Annotated in this window: 11 protein-coding genes, 1 tRNA gene and 2 rRNA genes; 9 read left to right on the top strand and 5 right to left on the bottom strand. The window is 41.4% G+C overall.

Annotated features, from left to right (window positions below):
* Positions 1 to 25: 25 nt before the first annotated feature.
* The 3 genes from QZT69_RS12540 to QZT69_RS12530 all read left to right on the top strand — a co-directional run bounded on the left by QZT69_RS12540 (position 26) and on the right by QZT69_RS12530 (position 4,460).
* A complete protein-coding gene (locus tag QZT69_RS12540; RefSeq protein WP_294674642.1) occupies positions 26 to 1,450 on the top strand; it encodes a TonB-dependent receptor in 1,425 nt (474 codons plus the stop codon).
* A gap of 288 nt (positions 1,451 to 1,738) precedes the next feature.
* Entirely contained in the window at positions 1,739 to 3,412 is a 1,674-nt protein-coding gene (locus QZT69_RS12535) for a sensor histidine kinase (RefSeq protein WP_294674640.1), read from the top strand.
* Between the two features lie 37 nt (positions 3,413 to 3,449).
* Positions 3,450 to 4,460: a WYL domain-containing protein gene (locus tag QZT69_RS12530; RefSeq protein ID WP_294674638.1), complete on the top strand. Its 1,011-nt coding sequence runs from the start codon at positions 3,450 to 3,452 to the stop codon at positions 4,458 to 4,460.
* On the opposite strand, the gene QZT69_RS12525 is transcribed toward QZT69_RS12530, so the two are convergent.
* On the bottom strand, positions 4,461 to 5,555 hold the full coding sequence (locus tag QZT69_RS12525) for a hypothetical protein (protein WP_294674636.1): 1,095 nt from the start codon (positions 5,553 to 5,555) through the stop codon (positions 4,461 to 4,463). It abuts the gene before it with no gap.
* 220 nt (positions 5,556 to 5,775) lie between these two features.
* Here QZT69_RS12525 and QZT69_RS12520 point away from each other — a divergent pair, with 220 nt between their 5' ends.
* On the top strand, positions 5,776 to 6,549 hold the full coding sequence (locus QZT69_RS12520; protein ID WP_294674634.1) for an enoyl-CoA hydratase-related protein: 774 nt from the start codon (positions 5,776 to 5,778) through the stop codon (positions 6,547 to 6,549).
* Positions 6,550 to 6,627: 78 nt separating this feature from the next.
* Entirely contained in the window at positions 6,628 to 7,770 is a 1,143-nt protein-coding gene (locus QZT69_RS12515; protein WP_294674632.1) for a 3-hydroxyacyl-CoA dehydrogenase NAD-binding domain-containing protein, read from the top strand.
* Between the two features lie 39 nt (positions 7,771 to 7,809).
* On the opposite strand, the gene QZT69_RS12510 is transcribed toward QZT69_RS12515, so the two are convergent.
* From QZT69_RS12510 to QZT69_RS12495, 4 genes are all read right to left on the bottom strand, one after another.
* Complete coding sequence (locus tag QZT69_RS12510) at positions 7,810 to 8,220, bottom strand: OsmC family protein (protein WP_294674630.1); 411 nt, start codon at positions 8,218 to 8,220, stop codon at positions 7,810 to 7,812.
* 82 nt (positions 8,221 to 8,302) lie between these two features.
* Positions 8,303 to 9,175 carry an AraC family transcriptional regulator gene (locus QZT69_RS12505; RefSeq protein WP_294674875.1) on the bottom strand — a complete coding sequence of 291 codons (873 nt, stop codon included), beginning with the start codon at positions 9,173 to 9,175 and terminating at the stop codon, positions 8,303 to 8,305.
* Positions 9,175 to 10,221: a tetratricopeptide repeat protein gene (locus tag QZT69_RS12500; RefSeq protein WP_294674628.1), complete on the bottom strand. Its 1,047-nt coding sequence runs from the start codon at positions 10,219 to 10,221 to the stop codon at positions 9,175 to 9,177. The genes QZT69_RS12505 and QZT69_RS12500 overlap by 1 nt, the downstream gene beginning before the upstream one ends.
* Positions 10,211 to 10,816 carry a sigma-70 family RNA polymerase sigma factor gene (locus QZT69_RS12495; RefSeq protein ID WP_294674626.1) on the bottom strand — a complete coding sequence of 202 codons (606 nt, stop codon included), beginning with the start codon at positions 10,814 to 10,816 and terminating at the stop codon, positions 10,211 to 10,213. Before QZT69_RS12495 ends, QZT69_RS12500 begins: the two co-directional genes overlap by 11 nt.
* 49 nt (positions 10,817 to 10,865) lie before the next feature.
* On the opposite strand from QZT69_RS12495, the gene pfkA reads away from it, so the two are divergent.
* The 4 genes from pfkA to QZT69_RS12475 form a co-directional block, all read left to right on the top strand.
* Positions 10,866 to 11,849 (top strand): 6-phosphofructokinase, encoded by a 984-nt coding sequence (gene pfkA, locus QZT69_RS12490; protein WP_294674623.1) that lies wholly within the window; start codon positions 10,866 to 10,868, stop codon positions 11,847 to 11,849.
* Positions 11,850 to 12,566: 717 nt separating this feature from the next.
* A 16S ribosomal RNA gene (locus QZT69_RS12485) occupies positions 12,567 to 14,091 on the top strand.
* A 128-nt stretch (positions 14,092 to 14,219) separates the two neighbouring features.
* A tRNA-Ile gene (locus QZT69_RS12480) sits at positions 14,220 to 14,296 on the top strand.
* A 96-nt stretch (positions 14,297 to 14,392) separates the two neighbouring features.
* Positions 14,393 to 16,281: ribosomal RNA gene (locus QZT69_RS12475) — 23S ribosomal RNA — on the top strand; the annotation flags it as partial.

Below are 16,281 nucleotides of genomic sequence, written 5' to 3'. Positions count from 1 at the left end.
CATTTGTACAAGTGATATGGAAGAAATGGTAGACGAAAGAAGATTAACCACCGAGGAGAAAGCCTTGAAAATTAATCTAACAAGTGACATTTATGGTTGTTTCGCTGAAATTGGAGCGGGACAGGAAGTTGCAGCCAACTTTTTTAAAGCGGGAGGTAGTTCCGGTACCATTGCGTATACGCAGTCGGCATATGATATGAAAGTATCGGATGCGATGTATGGTGCTGCATCCAGGTATGTTTGCGAAGAGCGTTTAACAACGATGCTTACAACCGAGTACAATACCTTGTGTGAGCGTCTTCCTAAAAAGCAGGAAGTTGCTCGTTTTTTCGCTTTTTGTAATACCGTTGAATCTTTAAACTATCACAAAACCAACCAGGGACAAGGTTGGGTCGGGCTGCGTTTCCAATTGAAACAGGGAGGCGAGTTCAATGATATTATCCTGCACGTGAAAATGCATGATAATTCACACAAAGCACAACAGGAAGCGCTTGGTATTTTGGGGGTGAACCTGATCCATGCAGCTTATTTTTCGACCGATGATTTGGATGAATTCTTAACGAATTTGGTACACCGTATTCCAAGAGACCGTGTGGAAGTTGATATGCTGCGTGTTTCCGGACCGGATTTAGGTTTGGTCGATAACCGTATCATTGCATTGAACCTGGTGAAAAGAGGAATGACCGATGCCACCATGTTTGACTTGTGTGGTACAGTTCTTCAACCTGCAGCAGCCTTATACAAAAAGAATATTTTGTTGATGCGTGGTCGTTTCCGTCCGGTTACAAAAGTGCATTTGGATATGATTGCTCACGGAACCGAACAGTTCCTGAAAGAAGACGGTGTTCGCGAAGATAATTTATCGGTGATTTTCGAGTTGACTTTAAAGGATTTGACAGCAGACGGAAAAATCTCTGACAAGGATTTTATTGATCGCGCCGAATTATTGGAATCCCTTGGATATACCGTGATGATTTCGAATTATTTGAAACATTACAAAATGCTGGATTACCTGGCAACGATTGCACGTGGACAAAAAATGGGTGTTATCGCCGGAATTTATAACCTGCATACCATTTTTGATGAGCGTTATTATGACAATTTGCCGGGTGGTTTACTGGAAGCTTTCGGAATCGGGTTCGGACACAATGTAAAAATGTATGTGTATCCGGCTCTTAATGTTGACACAGGAGAATTGTATACTTTGGAACAATTGACGATTCCGAAGCATTTACATGGTTTGGTACAGTTCCTTCAGGATAATAATAAACTGGAATCTATTTCAAATTTTGATCCGGAAGCATTGAAAATCCTTTCTGATGACGTATTGTCAAAAATTCGTGCAGGAATTACAAGCTGGGAGCAGGATGTTCCTGAAAATGTTGTTAAAGCAATTAAGTACTACGAATTATTTGGCTACGACAAAAAAAAAGACGTCGTTAACGCGTAAAGATCGATAGAATCTTGATTGTTATTGAATTAGCAGCTTTTTTAAATAAAGGCCTCTCAAAAAGATTTGTTGAAAACCTATCTTATGTGAAATTATTCCTTAAATTGGTCATGAAAGCTGCTATTCCTTATACTTATGATTCGATCAGTGGAAAGTCTACTTTTAGTTAAACAAAAACATTGGCTTTTAGTCTTTCTGTTCGTTCATTGTTCGTTATCGGTTTTCTCCCAACAAAAAAAATACGATCGCAAAGTATTCAACCAGGAAATACAAAGACTGCGTGAAGAAATGATCGTAGATATCTCAAAGGCCAATGAAACACTTCGGTTTCTGGATAACAAATACGGAGGTTTGCATAATGCTGAGGTTGACTATAGTCTTACGATTAAGAAAATCAAATTTTTTAGTGCTTATGGCGATTATGCACGGGTAAAATTCGAGCTCAATAAAGCCAAGCGGTTCCAGTTTTTCTTTAAAGTCAAAAAACAGGATAAATTATACCTGGAACTCTACAACGCTGTGTATGAGAGTTTGGGACAGGATTATGATCTGTTGATCCGGAAAGCCACGAAAATTCTGAATGAATCAGATAAATCGGATAAATACCTGTTGCTTCAATGCCGCCTGGTACTTGCCAATTGTTATAGTGAAAAAGGCAATTATGAAAAGGCATTAATTCATATTCAGGAAGCTAAACTACTGACGCAAAAAATGAGTGCGGCCTATAGTTTCCAGTTTGCAAATTCTGCCGGTCAGGTTTATTTCTTTAACAGCAATACGGATAAAGCTCTTAAGGAATTTCTGTTTGCTAAAAAACTGGCACGAATCAATCATTGGAAGTATGCCGAACAATATGCAAATGCGAGTTTGGGTGAGATTTATCTGTATACGAATAGGCTGGATCTCGCAAAACCTTATTTTGACACAGTCCTTAAGAATGAAAAATCAACAGAATTACGAGATTTGTTCCAGGTTTACGGATGCCTGGAATATTACTACGAATTGAAAAATAATAAAGACTCGTCCTATTATTATTCGGTGAGGAGAAATGAGGTTGATGACTTGCTGGAAAACCTGCGCAGTGAAAACCTGGTTTTTGAATTGGAAAAAGATTTTCAAACCGAATCGAACCAATATTTGCTAGAGGAGGAGCGCAATAAAAATCAGCAGCTGCGGTTGATCCTGATTCTGATCCTGATGAGTATTGTGGTGATCATCAGTATTTCTTATTTGTTTATTCGCCAAAAAAGCGACTCGAACCGGGTGCTTCAACTTCAAAAAGAGGAAATTGATGACAAGAATAAGGAGATTTCGAATGCTTTGGCAATGAAGGAAAGTCTTTTAAAAGAGATCCATCACCGGGTAAAAAACAATTTGCAGGTTGTTTCCAGTATTTTGAACCTGCAGTCGCGCAATGTTCACGACGAAGAGGCCTTGCGTATTCTGGAAGAAGGCAAGGAGCGTATCCGGGCTATCGCATTGATTCACAATCAGCTTCATTTGAATAATGATTCCGCGTATGTGGAAATGGGTGCTTACCTGAATAAATTGATCTCGCAAATGGCTGAATCGTTCTCCAGTTATAACAAGCATATCGAAGTAAGAGTGAATGTAGAAGAAATCAATCTGGCAATTGACTACGCAGTGCCGGTTGGATTGATCATGTGCGAGCTGCTTTCAAATTCTTACAAACACGCTTTTGTCAAACAGGAAGAAGGATTGATAGAGATCGAATTAAAGAATAAGAAGGGGAAAGACCTGCATTATGAACTTCTTGTAAAAGACAATGGAATCGGATACAAGGGGAAAATGGAATTTTTAGAACAATCATCAACAGGTGTAGAGATAATCAGTGCTTTTATTCAGCAGTTAGATGCAAAATACACGTATTTGAATTCCGGTAAAGGTTTCGGTTTGTTTATCGAATTTGCAATTGATGAACGCCATTCTAAGTTGAATTGAGTTTTTTTTGATACTTTAGATTGAAAGTTTTGTTGTTATGCCGCATATTAAGAATGCCTTGTTGAGATTCCGGATTATTGATCGTGCACTGAGAAATAATTATAAACCTTATCCGACCAAAGCACAATTACGTGAGGCTTGTGAAGAAGCACTGTTCGGAAGTGTGGATGGAGCAAATATTTGTGATTCGACCATTGAAAAGGACATGTTTGCCATGAAAATGGAGCATGACGCGCCGATTAAGTATTCGAAAAGATATAATGGCTATTATTACAGCGATCCTGAATTTTCTCTGGATGAAATTCCGCTCAATGAGTCAGATATTGAGGCAATCCGTTTTGCGGCAAATACTTTAAGTCAGTTTAAGGATGTCGGAATGTTTAAGCAGTTTGGTTTTGCAATTGATAAGATCGTTGACCGTGTAAACATTTCCAATGATATCAATGATAAATCCATCGACCGTTTTGTGGAATTTGAAACACCGGTTTCTTCCAGGGGAAGTGAGTTTTTAAATCCCATCTTAAATGCGATCAAAGAAGGAAAAGTCATCTATTTTGATTACGAAAGTTTCCAGACCCAAAAACGAAAAGCACGTAAAGTACTGCCGCTTTTATTGAAAGAATACCGAAATCGCTGGTATTTATTGTGTTACGACCTTATTAAAGAAGGAATAATTACCTATGGATTAGACCGTATCTACGATCTTCAAAATTCGGAAGAAGCGTTTCGCTCGCCGGTAACTTTTAATCCTGACCAGTTCTTTGAACACGCTATTGGTATTACTGCAAGCAACGGCAAACCGGAAACGGTTGTTTTCAAAGCAGATAATATTGCTGCAAAATACATTGAATCACAGCCCTTTCACGCTTCACAAAAAATTGTCAAGGAAGGGAAAAACAGGACAACTTTCGAAATGAAAGTGTATATATCGGAAGAATTGATCCGGAGTATTTTAAGTTACGGCGGTGAAATCATCGTGACCGAACCTGAATTACTACGTACCCACATCATTGACCGTATCCGGGCAATGGTAGAAAATTATCAATAGTTATTTTTTGATCAGGATTTGAGAATTTGTTTTGGATTTTAGGATGAGAACACCTTCGATCTCATTTTTGAAAACAACTTCTGTGAATCCGTCCAGAGCGTTAATGGTCAAATTTCCGGAGATATCCTCGCCAATGGAATTGAAAACCTGAAGACCTTCCAGTTCTGATTTATCACCGAATACCCGGAAACGATCATTCACCGGATTTGGAAACACCCGAATATCGTTTTTACCGATCTCCATTTTATTGTTGAAAGAAATCATTTTCAGAAATGTTTTTGTGCCGTTAAGGTCATATTGATTCAACCTGTAATAACTTATTCCATCAATGGGATTCTCATCCATTTCCTGATAAATCAGTGACTCACTGCTTTCTCCGGCAGCATTTATTGTAAAAAGCCGGTTCCAGTCGATCCCGTTTACAGAGCGCTCAACTTCGAAATAGTCGCTGTTGTACTCAGATTCGGTTTGCCATTCTAAAAGAACGGATTCATTTATTTTTACTGCAGTGAAGTCAAGTAAAGTAACCGGAAGCGGGTCTCCCGGGGTGTAATGGATCGTTCCGTTAAAACTGCGATTAGCTGTAACGGTGCCGAAAGGATAGCTTATTCCAACACCACCAAAAACCGTCACATCCGAATTGGATGTAATTGCCGTATAACCTGAATTGGTTGTTGTCAGTAAACCGGTTGACAGAACTGGGTTCGAAGCGGTAATGTAAAAAGCAAAAGTTTGCCCGGCAAGGATTGTTTTGTTGACCGGAATACTTAAAGGAGTGGCCAGGTTCAGTCCCAAACTCAGAAGCGAACCTTCAGACCCGATTAAAGTCCAGTCGGCAGGATTGGTTTCCGATCCAACGTAAGATCCGAGTTTGAAATAGATTTCGTATCCTCCGACTGACAGAGCGGGCAGGTTCACATCAAAGCACGAAATAGTAATGATATTCGCAACAGTAACATCAAACATAACTCCTTTACTGGAACTGTTACTTGCATAGGGTGCTACAGCGTCCGATCCTCCTGTTGTACATTGTGCAAACAATTGAGGACAGGTGAACAGGCAGCATGTAATCGAGAGAAGTGTGGATTTCAACATGTGCAGTGAATAATGGTTTCGGGGCAATTTAAGGAATTCTGAATTGCCAATTTAAATTTTAACACTCTTCAAATTGTTTTTAACAATTGTTCATTCCTGGTATTCTGTGAATTAGCTTCTCAGAAAGGTTTTCGTACCACTTTTGAGGCAGCCTTTTTCCATACTTAGTCTTCAATCCGGCACAGTGTATTTTTTCTATCTTTGTTTCAAAAAATCAAGAATGACACTGATTCAAGAATTCAAGAACGGAGTTTGTACGCTAACACTAAACAGACCGCAGGTTTTTAACAGCTTCAATAAAGAAATGGCAATGGCCTTGCAAAAAGCACTGGACGATTGTGAAAAAGACGATTCAGTTCGCGCAATAGTAATCAAAGGAGAGGGGAAAGCTTTCTGTGCGGGCCAGGACCTAGCGGAAGCAACTGATCCAAACGGGCCTGAAATGCAATCTATAGTGAAGGACCATTACAATCCGATTATTGAGCGAATCAGAACTATTGAGAAGCCGATTATTGCTGGGGTAAACGGAGTTGCAGCCGGTGCAGGAGCGAATATTGCCCTGGCTTGTGATTTAACAGTAGCAAAAGAATCAGCTTCTTTTATTCAGGCATTTTCAAAAATCGGTCTGATCCCTGATTCCGGAGGAACGTTTTTCCTGCCTCGTCTGGTAGGGTTGCAAAAGGCAATGGCTTTAATGATGACCGGTGAGAAAGTTTCGGCGAATGATGCTGTTTCTATGAATATGATCTATAAAGCGGTTTCGGATGAATCCTTTGAAGAAGAATTAACGAAATTGGCTGAAAATTTGGCTTCGATGCCAACATATGGTTTAGGTTTAACCAAGCGTGCAATGAATGCAAGTTTCACAAATAACCTGACTGAACAATTGGCTGTGGAAGAACAATTGCAGACACTTGCAGGAAAATCGGAAGATTTCGCTGAAGGAGTGAATGCATTTATGGAGAAGAGAAGCCCTGTTTTTAAGGGGAAGTAGGAGGAATATTATGAATTATGAATTATCAATAATGGAGATTCTCTTGATGATTCATAATTATTCAATTGATAGTTTAGAATGAAAAGCAAAATAGGTGTACTAGGTGCCGGAACGATGGGGGCGGGGATTGCCCAGGTTGCAGCCCAATCAGGACATGAAGTGGTATTGGTCGATGTGAATCAGGTTCAATTGGATAAGGCAAAGTTGTCTTTGATCAAGGTGTTGGACCGCATGATCGAGAAAGGAAATTTAGACGAATCAGGAAAGAATAATTTGCTGAATCGTTTGCATTTTTCTACTCAATTGGCAGATTTCAGAGGATCGGGACTGGTTATTGAAGCCATTGTGGAAAAACTGGAGGTAAAACATGCCGTTTTTAAAGAGATTGAAGAAGTGGTCGGAATGGATTGTATTATTGCTTCCAATACTTCATCTTTATCGATCGCATCCATTGGTTCGGTGTTGAAATTCCCTTCGCGTGTGATCGGAATCCATTTCTTCAATCCTGCGCCATTGATGCCATTGGTTGAGATTATTCCCGCTGTCCAAACCAGTGATGAAACGTTGGGTAACGCTAAATCGATCATTGATTCCTGGGGTAAATTGACGGTTGTTTGTAAAGACACTCCCGGATTTATTGTAAATCGTGTTGCACGTCCTTTTTACGGAGAAGCTTTGCGTATTTACGAGGAAGGCATTGCGGATTTTGCAACCATTGATTGGGCAATGACTGAATTGGCAGGTTTCAGAATGGGGCCTTTTACGCTGATGGATTACATCGGGAACGATATTAATTACACAGTAACCGAAACTGTTTTTGCTGCATTTTATTTCGATCCGCGTTTCAAGCCTTCATTTACTCAAAAAAGACATATGGAAGCTGGATTCCTTGGTCGGAAAACAGGAAGGGGGTATTACGATTACTCAGAAGGAGTGGAACTTCCTGTACCAACAAAAGATGAAAAATTGGGTCAGCAGATCGTTGACCGGATTTTAGCCATGTTGATTAACGAAGCTTATGACGCTCTATTCCTGAATGTAGCCAGTAGAGAAGATATCGATACCGCCATGACCAAAGGAGTGAATTATCCGAAGGGATTATTGGCCTGGTCGGAAGAGATTGGTTTGAAAACTGTCTTGAAACGGTTGGAAGATCTGTTCCTGGAATATGGGGAAGATAGATACAGACCGAATCCTTTATTGAAGAGATTAGCAAAATAAAAATAAGTAGGGGCGTAAAATTTTACGCCCCTACTTATTTTAGATCAATTCTGCTTCCAAAGTAATTTCGAAATTAAATGCCCCGCTTACCGGACAAGTTTGTTCTGCGTTTTTAGCGATCTTTTGGAATTCCTCATTAGAGATTCCGGGAACTTTAGCCGTTAGTTTCAATGCCGAAAGCGTGATTTTTCCATTATCCAATGAAATACTGGAACTTGTTTTCAATTCCTCGGGATTGTAACCGGCTTCCGTAAGATCTAAACTCAGTTTCATTGTAAAACAACCGGCGTGTGCTGCTGCTAATAATTCCTCCGGGTTTGTACCCACACCTTCCGCAAAACGTGAATTGAACGAATACTGTGTTTTATCTAATGTGGTACTTTGAGTGGTCAAATGTCCTTTTCCTTCTTTGATTGTTCCGTTCCAAACGGCTTCTGCTCTTCTTTTCATGGTATTTCGTTTTTGTAATTAATTATTGATGGAACAAAATTAGAACGGAAGCAATTCTTGAAAAAGAGACTTTTGGCAGATTTTAGTGTACTTTTTTCCCTTCATTGAATAATTTTCTAAAAACGACCGGACTGTTCCCCACCTTTCCTGTAAATAACCGGTTGAAATAAGCCGGATCTTCATATCCTAACTCGTATGCAATTTCCTTTACCGACCAATCCGTGAAACACAGAAGTCGTTTCGCTTCCAGTAAGATACGGTTTTTTATGATTTCATTCGGCTGCAATAGGTTTAAGCGGTTGAATTTATTGGAAAGCGTTTTGGCTGTTAATCCTAAAATTTCAGCATAATCAGACACAGAATGCCATTTTTTGAAATGGATTTCAACCAGCCGGTTGAAATTCCGGTAAAATTCCACTTCTGCAGGTACTTCGGAAACCTTATCGGGAAGCTGTTGTTCTTTCCAAAGTCGTGTTGCCCGAATGATAATCTGTTTTAAAAGTATCCGGACCATTTCCTCCATGGAAGAATCCTTCAGGAGCAATTCTTTTGCGATTTCGGAGAATAAGTTCTGAATAATTAAGTACTCTTCGGGAGAGAGTTCTGTAGCCTGGGATTGTCCTGCATTTTGAAAAAGCAAGCCGTCACAGGCAACTTCCGCATCGTGGATTTGGATGCAGTAGAAATCACGGTTGTAATTCAGTGCCGTAATGTTTTCGCCCTTTAGGATCTGAATCCGCTGATAGCCGCAAAAGAATAGGGTAGGTTTACTGGTTATGAAATCGTTGAAATCAATACGCAAATGCCCACCCGTGGGAATAAACAGAATACTGATATCCTTCTTGAAAGGATGTTCATTAAAAAAGTCGCGCTGTTCCTTCGAATGAATATGCATCCATTCAAAAGATTTGTAATTTGATTCGAATTTCAGGATGTTTTCGGTTCCATTGATCATTATTTCCACGATTTCAATACTTTTTCCGCTTGTTTGGAGTAAAATCCTTTTTGATTCCTGATCTTGATAAACAACTCTTTTGCGCTGTTTTTGTCTCCATTTGCCAGGCGGCTTTCGGCTAAATACCACTCTGCTTCGTCATTAAAATTGGAAAACTCCAATTGGAGGCATGCTGAAAAGTTTACACAAGCATCATTGTATTGTCCTAAATTGTAGTAACACCATCCGGCATAGAATCGTGCATTGACATCATCCGGATAATTCTTTAGGATTTCATTGAACCTGGAAAGAGCCTGCTTCCATTTTCCGCGATTGGTATAATTCAGTGATTTGTCCAGGTAATCCATATATGGAACATTCACAGTTTTTACTTGCGGTTCCTCCGGAACGATATCGTCTTTGTCTTTCCGGTCGGCAGGAATTCCCGTTAGAATGATTTGTTCGATCTGAACGCTTGGCTTCATTCTGTATTGAGAGTAGTCTATCGCTTTCAAATCCTGCAGGTAAATCTCTTTTGCAATTTTTTGCTTTGAAACAGTAACAGGTTTTTGTTCGATCACCGGAGGAAGTGGTTCCAAAACCAATTGGGGGAAAGGAATATCGATCAATTCTTCCTTTTTGTTTTCAGGCGTGAGGTTCTTGATCTCGTTTTGGGACGTTTTGATTTCTTTAACAGTGATCTGGTCCTTTTGCGGAATTGCTTCCAATGTGTCAATTTCTTCCGGAATATGGATGTCAGTATTTTCTACTTTTACTAAAACCGGTTTTTTCTCAGGATCGGTTTCGGACGGACTTTGAAGCAATATAAATGCCAGGATTCCGAGGCCCAAAATAGATATACCTAATATATAAGGAGCGAAATTCACTTTCGGGAACTTCATTTTCTGGTCCAGCTGTTTCATTCTCGAAAAAGGAATACCTGATTGCTGCCATCCTTCAAGAGCATCACGGTCAAAGTCATCTAAGTGCTCTTTCGCATCTTCTTTCGAGAAGGTTTGAAGGAGTTTCTCAAATTCATTCCGGGATATGTGATCTTTATTCTTCATGATTTTCTATCCAGATTTTTAAATTTCTTTTTCCATTTTGAATCGAACTCTTCACCGTGTTTAGAGGAATATTCAATTCGTCACTAATTTCCTGATAGCTTTTATCCTTTAAATAGAATAATTCAATGCAGATTCGCTGTTCATCTTTTAGATACTGAATTGCCTGTTCGAGTTTTGTTAACTTCAATTCCCGTTCATTTAGCTCTTCTGTTTCATGAGTTTCTGCCTGAAGCAGATTTTCATGAATAGGAGTTTGATGTGTTTTTTGTTTACGAAGATAGATCAGGCATTCGTTTTTAGTAACCTGGTAGAGCCAGGATTTGAAATGCTGTATAGTATGCTTCTCAATTTTCTGGTTCAATTCCCCGAAAATTTTCATCGTTGTGTCTTCGGCATCTTCATAACGTTTTAAGTACTTGATGCAGGTTCCCAATACCAAATGAGCATATCGTTCATATAATAAAGGTATGGTAAATACATTTTCTTCCTGTTTATAAAGCTGTATTAGCTCCAGATCCGACAGATTACTGTACCTTTTATGTCTGCGTTGAAACAACATCATGACATAGAGATGCATGAAATAGAATAATTCCATAAACTAGTTATACTATATATAAAAGTAAGCACTTAAATTTATACCTGTTATGAGTAAACTGAAAAGAATTGGAGTTTTGACATCCGGGGGTGATTCGCCAGGGATGAATGCATGTATTCGTGCAGTTGTTAAAGCCGGGATCGGGAAAGGTATCAAGGTATTCGGAATTGAAGACGGGTATAAAGGAATGATTGAAGATCGTATTCGTCAGTTGACTTATAGGGATGTCAATAATATTATTCATTTGGGAGGTACAATTCTCGGAACAGCCCGAAGTGAAGCGTTTAAAACTTTTGAAGGAAGAACGCAAGCAGTTGCCAACTTAAAGAAACACCAAATAGATGGATTGATTTTAATTGGTGGCGACGGGACCTATGCTGGAGGAATGGCCCTGACAAGGGAATTCGATATTCCTGTTATTGGATTGCCCGGAACAATAGATAACGATATACACGGCACAGACTTTACGATCGGATATGATACCTGTTTGAATACAGTTGTTGAGGCCGTAGATAAAATACGTGATACTGCATCAAGTCATCACCGGGTGTTTTTCGTGGAGGTAATGGGAAGAGCTTCGGGGTATATAGCTTTGAATAGTGCTATAGCCAGCGGGGCAGAATCTGTACTTATTCCGGAAACTCTTACCGAAATTAGTTTGCTTGCCCAAGAGATAAAGGACCAAAACAAGGGAATCCGGAGTTCTATTATTATAGTAGCGGAAGGTGATGAAGAAGGAGGGGCAAAAGAAATCATGGAAAAAGTGAAACCTTTTTTGGAAGGATATGAATTGAGATATTCTGTTTTGGGACATATTCAACGTGGCGGAAGCCCCTCAGCATTTGACAGAATCCTTGCAACAAGGATGGGGGTGAAGGCTGTTGACTTACTGATTGAAGGCAAAAAATCGATTATGATAGGTCAAATCGGTAGAGATTTGGTGTTTCAAGATATTTTAGAGGGAACGACCGGTAACGTTTCTACTGATGATTCAGGGATAGAATTGCTCAAATCCCTGCTTACGAAAGAATAAAATCAAAAAAGATTAAAAAAAAGTTTTACGTATAAATAATATGTTATCAATGCTTTAAGAAGTTTGGCTGATTTTTTTCAAAAAATAAAAGTTGAAAACCCTTGCAGAAGTAAAATAAGTGGGTACCTTTGCCACCGCTTAGAACGATAAGCACACCGGAAACGGAGGGATTTGAAAAGAGAAAAAATATTTTTTTTAGAAAGGCTTGCCAGAATAAAAAAGATGCTTACTTTTGCACCCCGCTTAGAACGCTAAGGGGTTTAAGACTGAGAGTTGAAAGTTTGAAAAGAGGCATCGAAAAAAAAGTTTTAAAAAAGCTTGCCAGAATAAAAAAGATGCTTACCTTTGCACCCCGCTTAACAACGGAAAGCCAGCAAGAGAGCGGTTGACAATTGAAATAAGAGTTTGAAAAAAGTTTAAAAAATATTTTCACAAACACTTGTTAAAAAGAAAAACTTGCTTACCTTTGCAACCCCGAAACAAGAAAGAGTAACACTCTTAATAAGATTGGGAAACGAAATAAAAAGAGAGATGAACAACGGTTCACTCGGTAAATTGAAAAGAGACTTTAAGTTATATAGTACAAAAAAGTCTGACAGTTAAAAAAGAGAGAGATACTCTGCTTAACGACAAGAAAGTTCTTTGACAGATTAGGAAATAAGGAAACAGCGTAAACAAAAGAATTAAACGAGCACATCAACAAATTCAAAGTTTTTTACAACGGAGAGTTTGATCCTGGCTCAGGATGAACGCTAGCGGCAGGCCTAACACATGCAAGTCGAGCGGGATTAGTTAGTAGCTTGCTATTAACTATGAGAGCGGCGCACGGGTGCGTAACGCGTATGCAACCTACCTTATACTGGGGTATAGCCCGGAGAAATTCGGATTAATCCCCCATAGCATTATCGATTCGCATGTTTTGATAATTAAAGGTTACGGTATAAGATGGGCATGCGTCCTATTAGCTAGATGGTGAGGTAACGGCTCACCATGGCGACGATAGGTAGGGGGCCTGAGAGGGTGGTCCCCCACACTGGTACTGAGACACGGACCAGACTCCTACGGGAGGCAGCAGTGAGGAATATTGGTCAATGGGCGAAAGCCTGAACCAGCCATGCCGCGTGCAGGAAGACGGTCCTATGGATTGTAAACTGCTTTTATTTGGGAATAAACTCTGATACGTGTATCAGCCTGAAGGTACCAAATGAATAAGCACCGGCTAACTCCGTGCCAGCAGCCGCGGTAATACGGAGGGTGCAAGCGTTATCCGGAATCATTGGGTTTAAAGGGTCCGCAGGCGGTCATATAAGTCAGTGGTGAAAGCCTACAGCTCAACTGTAGAACTGCCATTGATACTGTACGACTTGAATTCGATCGAAGTGGGCGGAATATGACATGTAGCGGTGAAATGCTTAGATATGTCATAGAACACCGATAGCGAAGGCAGCTCACTAGGTCTGGATTGACGCTCAGGGACGAAAGCGTGGGGAGCAAACAGGATTAGATACCCTGGTAGTCCACGCCGTAAACTATCAATACTCGTTCTCAGCTCTTCAGGAGTTGGGGACCAAGCGAAAGTGATAAGTATTGCACCTGGGGAGTACGATCGCAAGGTTGAAACTCAAAGGAATTGACGGGGGCCCGCACAAGCGGTGGAGCATGTGGTTTAATTCGATGATACGCGAGGAACCTTACCAGGGCTTAAATGCAGAACGCATAATTTGGAAACAGATTAGTCTTCGGACGGTCTGCAAGGTGCTGCATGGCTGTCGTCAGCTCGTGCCGTGAGGTGTTGGGTTAAGTCCCGCAACGAGCGCAACCCCTATCTTTAGTTGCCAGCGGATCATGCCGGGGACTCTAAAGAAACTGCCAGCGCAAGCTGAGAGGAAGGCGGGGACGACGTCAAGTCATCACGGCCCTTACGTCCTGGGCCACACACGTGCTACAATGGTCGGTACAGAGGGCAGCTACCTAGCGATAGGATGCGAATCTCGAAAGCCGATCTCAGTTCGGATTGGAGTCTGCAACTCGACTCTATGAAGCTGGAATCGCTAGTAATCGCGCATCAGCCATGGCGCGGTGAATACGTTCCCGGGCCTTGTACACACCGCCCGTCAAACAATGGAAGCTGGGGGTGCCTGAAGTCGGTAACCGTAAGGAGCTGCCTAGGGTAAAACTAGTAACTGGTGTTAAGTCGTAACAAGGTAGCCGTACCGGAAGGTGCGGCTGGAACATCTCCTTTCTAGAGGCTCGCTTAAGAGTTTATGTTGTTTCCATTTCTTAATCTATTAAAATTAACAGTCCTCCTCACAGGATTTCAGAAGTAGGCTTTGCTCTGCTGAAGCTCCGCGAAAGCGAGAGGGATTAAACAGTCCCGTAGCTCAGTTGGTTAGAGCACTACACTGATAATGTAGGGGTCAGCGGTTCAAATCCGCTCGGGACTACCACTTTATGGTGAATTAAATGAAGATTTAATCATCAACTATAAAGTTCTTTGACATATTGGAATTGATTGAAGTAATAAGAATCATTAGTAGAGATATTAATAAGTTACTAAGGGCACACGGGGGATGCCTAGGCTCTCAGAGGCGAAGAAAGACGTGATAAGCTGCGATAAGCTTTGGGGAGGGGCAAATACCTTTTGATCCAGAGATTTCTGAATGGGGAAACCTAGCTGGTTGAAGACCAGTTATCCGTAAGGAGGCGAACGCGCTGAACTGAAACATCTAAGTAGGCGCAGGAAGAGAAAACAATAGTGATTTCCGGAGTAGTGGCGAGCGAAATGGAAATAGCCCAAACCAGTAATGTTTCGGCATTGCTGGGGTTGTAGGGCTGCGATATGGACTATTATATTATAGAGGAAGTGTTTGGAAAGTCACTCCATAGAAGGTGAAAGGCCTGTACTCGAAATAGTATAATTACCTAGCAGTACCCTGAGTAGGGCGGGACATGTGGAATCCTGTCTGAATCTGCCAGAACCATCTGGTAAGGCTAAATACTCCTGAGAGACCGATAGCGAACGAGTACTGTGAAGGAAAGGTGAAAAGAACCCTGAACAAGGGAGTGAAATAGACCCTGAAACCGTGTGCCTACAAGCGGTCGGAGCGGATTTAATCTGTGACGGCGTGCCTTTTGCATAATGATCCTACGAGTTACTCCTCATTGGCAAGGTTAAGGTTTTAAGAACCGGAGCCGAAGCGAAAGCGAGTCTGAATAGGGCGCTTTAGTCAGTGGGGGTAGACGCGAAACCTTGTGATCTACCCATGGGCAGGTTGAAGTTCCAGTAACATGGAATGGAGGACCGAACCGATAAACGTTGAAAAGTTTCCGGATGACCTGTGGGTAGGGGTGAAAGGCCAATCAAACTGGGAAATAGCTCGTACTCCCCGAAATGCATTTAGGTGCAGCGTTCAGGTTGAGTCTTATAGAGGTAGAGCTACTGATTGGACTAGGGGGCTTCACCGCCTACCAAATCCTGACAAACTCCGAATGCTATAAGATATACTGAGCAGTGAGGGCACGGGTGCTAAGGTCCGTGTCCGAGAGGGAAAGAACCCAGACCATCAGCTAAGGTCCCCAAATGTACACTAAGTTGATCAAACGTTGTCCGGTTGCATTGACAGCTAGGATGTTGGCTTGGAAGCAGCCATTCATTTAAAGAGTGCGTAACAGCTCACTAGTCGAGCGATCGGGCGTGGATAATAAGCGGGCATTAAGTGTACTACCGAAGCTATGGATTTGTAGTAATACAACTGGTAGGGGAGCATTCTAGTCAGCGTAGAAGGTGCATGGTGATGTGTGCTGGAGCGGCTAGAAAAGCAAATGTAGGAATAAGTAACGATAATGCAGGCGAGAAACCTGCACACCGAAAGACTAAGGTTTCCTGGGCGACGCTAATCGTCCCAGGGTTAGTCGGGACCTAACGCGAACCCGAAGGGGGTAGTGGATGGCAAACGGGTTAATATTCCCGTACTTGCTTTAACTGCGATGGGGTGACGGAGTATTGAAAGGACCGCGTACTGACGGAATAGTACGTTGAAGGTTGTAGCTATATCTTGGATAGTTAAATGCGTTCAGGATGGCAAAGACCGATAGTACCGAGCGGCTTCGGCCAATTGGATAGTGTCCCTAAAAGCTTCCAAGAAAAACCTCTAAGCTTCAGGTTAAAGCAACTCGTACCGTAAACCGACACAGGTAGTCGAGGAGAGAATCCTAAGGTGCTCGAGTGATTCATGGCTAAGGAACTAGGCAAAATGGTCTCGTAACTTCGGGAGAAGAGACGCCAGCGCAAGCTGGCCGCAGTGAATAGGCCCAGGCGACTGTTTATCAAAAACACATGGCTTTGCAAAATCGAAAGATGAAGTATAAGGCCTGACACCTGCCCGGTGCTGGAAGGTTAAGAGGAGATGTTAGTTTCGGCGAAGCATTGAAT

The organism is uncultured Fluviicola sp. (assembly GCF_902168135.1).
In the GTDB taxonomy this organism is placed as follows: domain Bacteria; phylum Bacteroidota; class Bacteroidia; order Flavobacteriales_D; family Crocinitomicaceae; genus Fluviicola.
Note: the sequence above shows the minus strand (reverse complement) of the source record. Positions and strands in the feature narration are given on the sequence as shown.

Coding starts and splice junctions, on each gene's coding strand:
- QZT69_RS12540 (WP_294674642.1), top strand. CDS start 26: ATGGTAGACGAAAGAAGATTAACCACCGAGGAGAAAGCCTTGAAAATT.
- QZT69_RS12535 (WP_294674640.1), top strand. CDS start 1,739: ATGATCGTAGATATCTCAAAGGCCAATGAAACACTTCGGTTTCTGGAT.
- QZT69_RS12530 (WP_294674638.1), top strand. CDS start 3,450: ATGCCGCATATTAAGAATGCCTTGTTGAGATTCCGGATTATTGATCGT.
- QZT69_RS12525 (WP_294674636.1), bottom strand. CDS start 5,555: ATGTTGAAATCCACACTTCTCTCGATTACATGCTGCCTGTTCACCTGT.
- QZT69_RS12520 (WP_294674634.1), top strand. CDS start 5,776: ATGACACTGATTCAAGAATTCAAGAACGGAGTTTGTACGCTAACACTA.
- QZT69_RS12515 (WP_294674632.1), top strand. CDS start 6,628: ATGAAAAGCAAAATAGGTGTACTAGGTGCCGGAACGATGGGGGCGGGG.
- QZT69_RS12510 (WP_294674630.1), bottom strand. CDS start 8,220: ATGAAAAGAAGAGCAGAAGCCGTTTGGAACGGAACAATCAAAGAAGGA.
- QZT69_RS12505 (WP_294674875.1), bottom strand. CDS start 9,175: ATGATCAATGGAACCGAAAACATCCTGAAATTCGAATCAAATTACAAA.
- QZT69_RS12500 (WP_294674628.1), bottom strand. CDS start 10,221: ATGAAGAATAAAGATCACATATCCCGGAATGAATTTGAGAAACTCCTT.
- QZT69_RS12495 (WP_294674626.1), bottom strand. CDS start 10,816: ATGGAATTATTCTATTTCATGCATCTCTATGTCATGATGTTGTTTCAA.
- pfkA (WP_294674623.1), top strand. CDS start 10,866: ATGAGTAAACTGAAAAGAATTGGAGTTTTGACATCCGGGGGTGATTCG.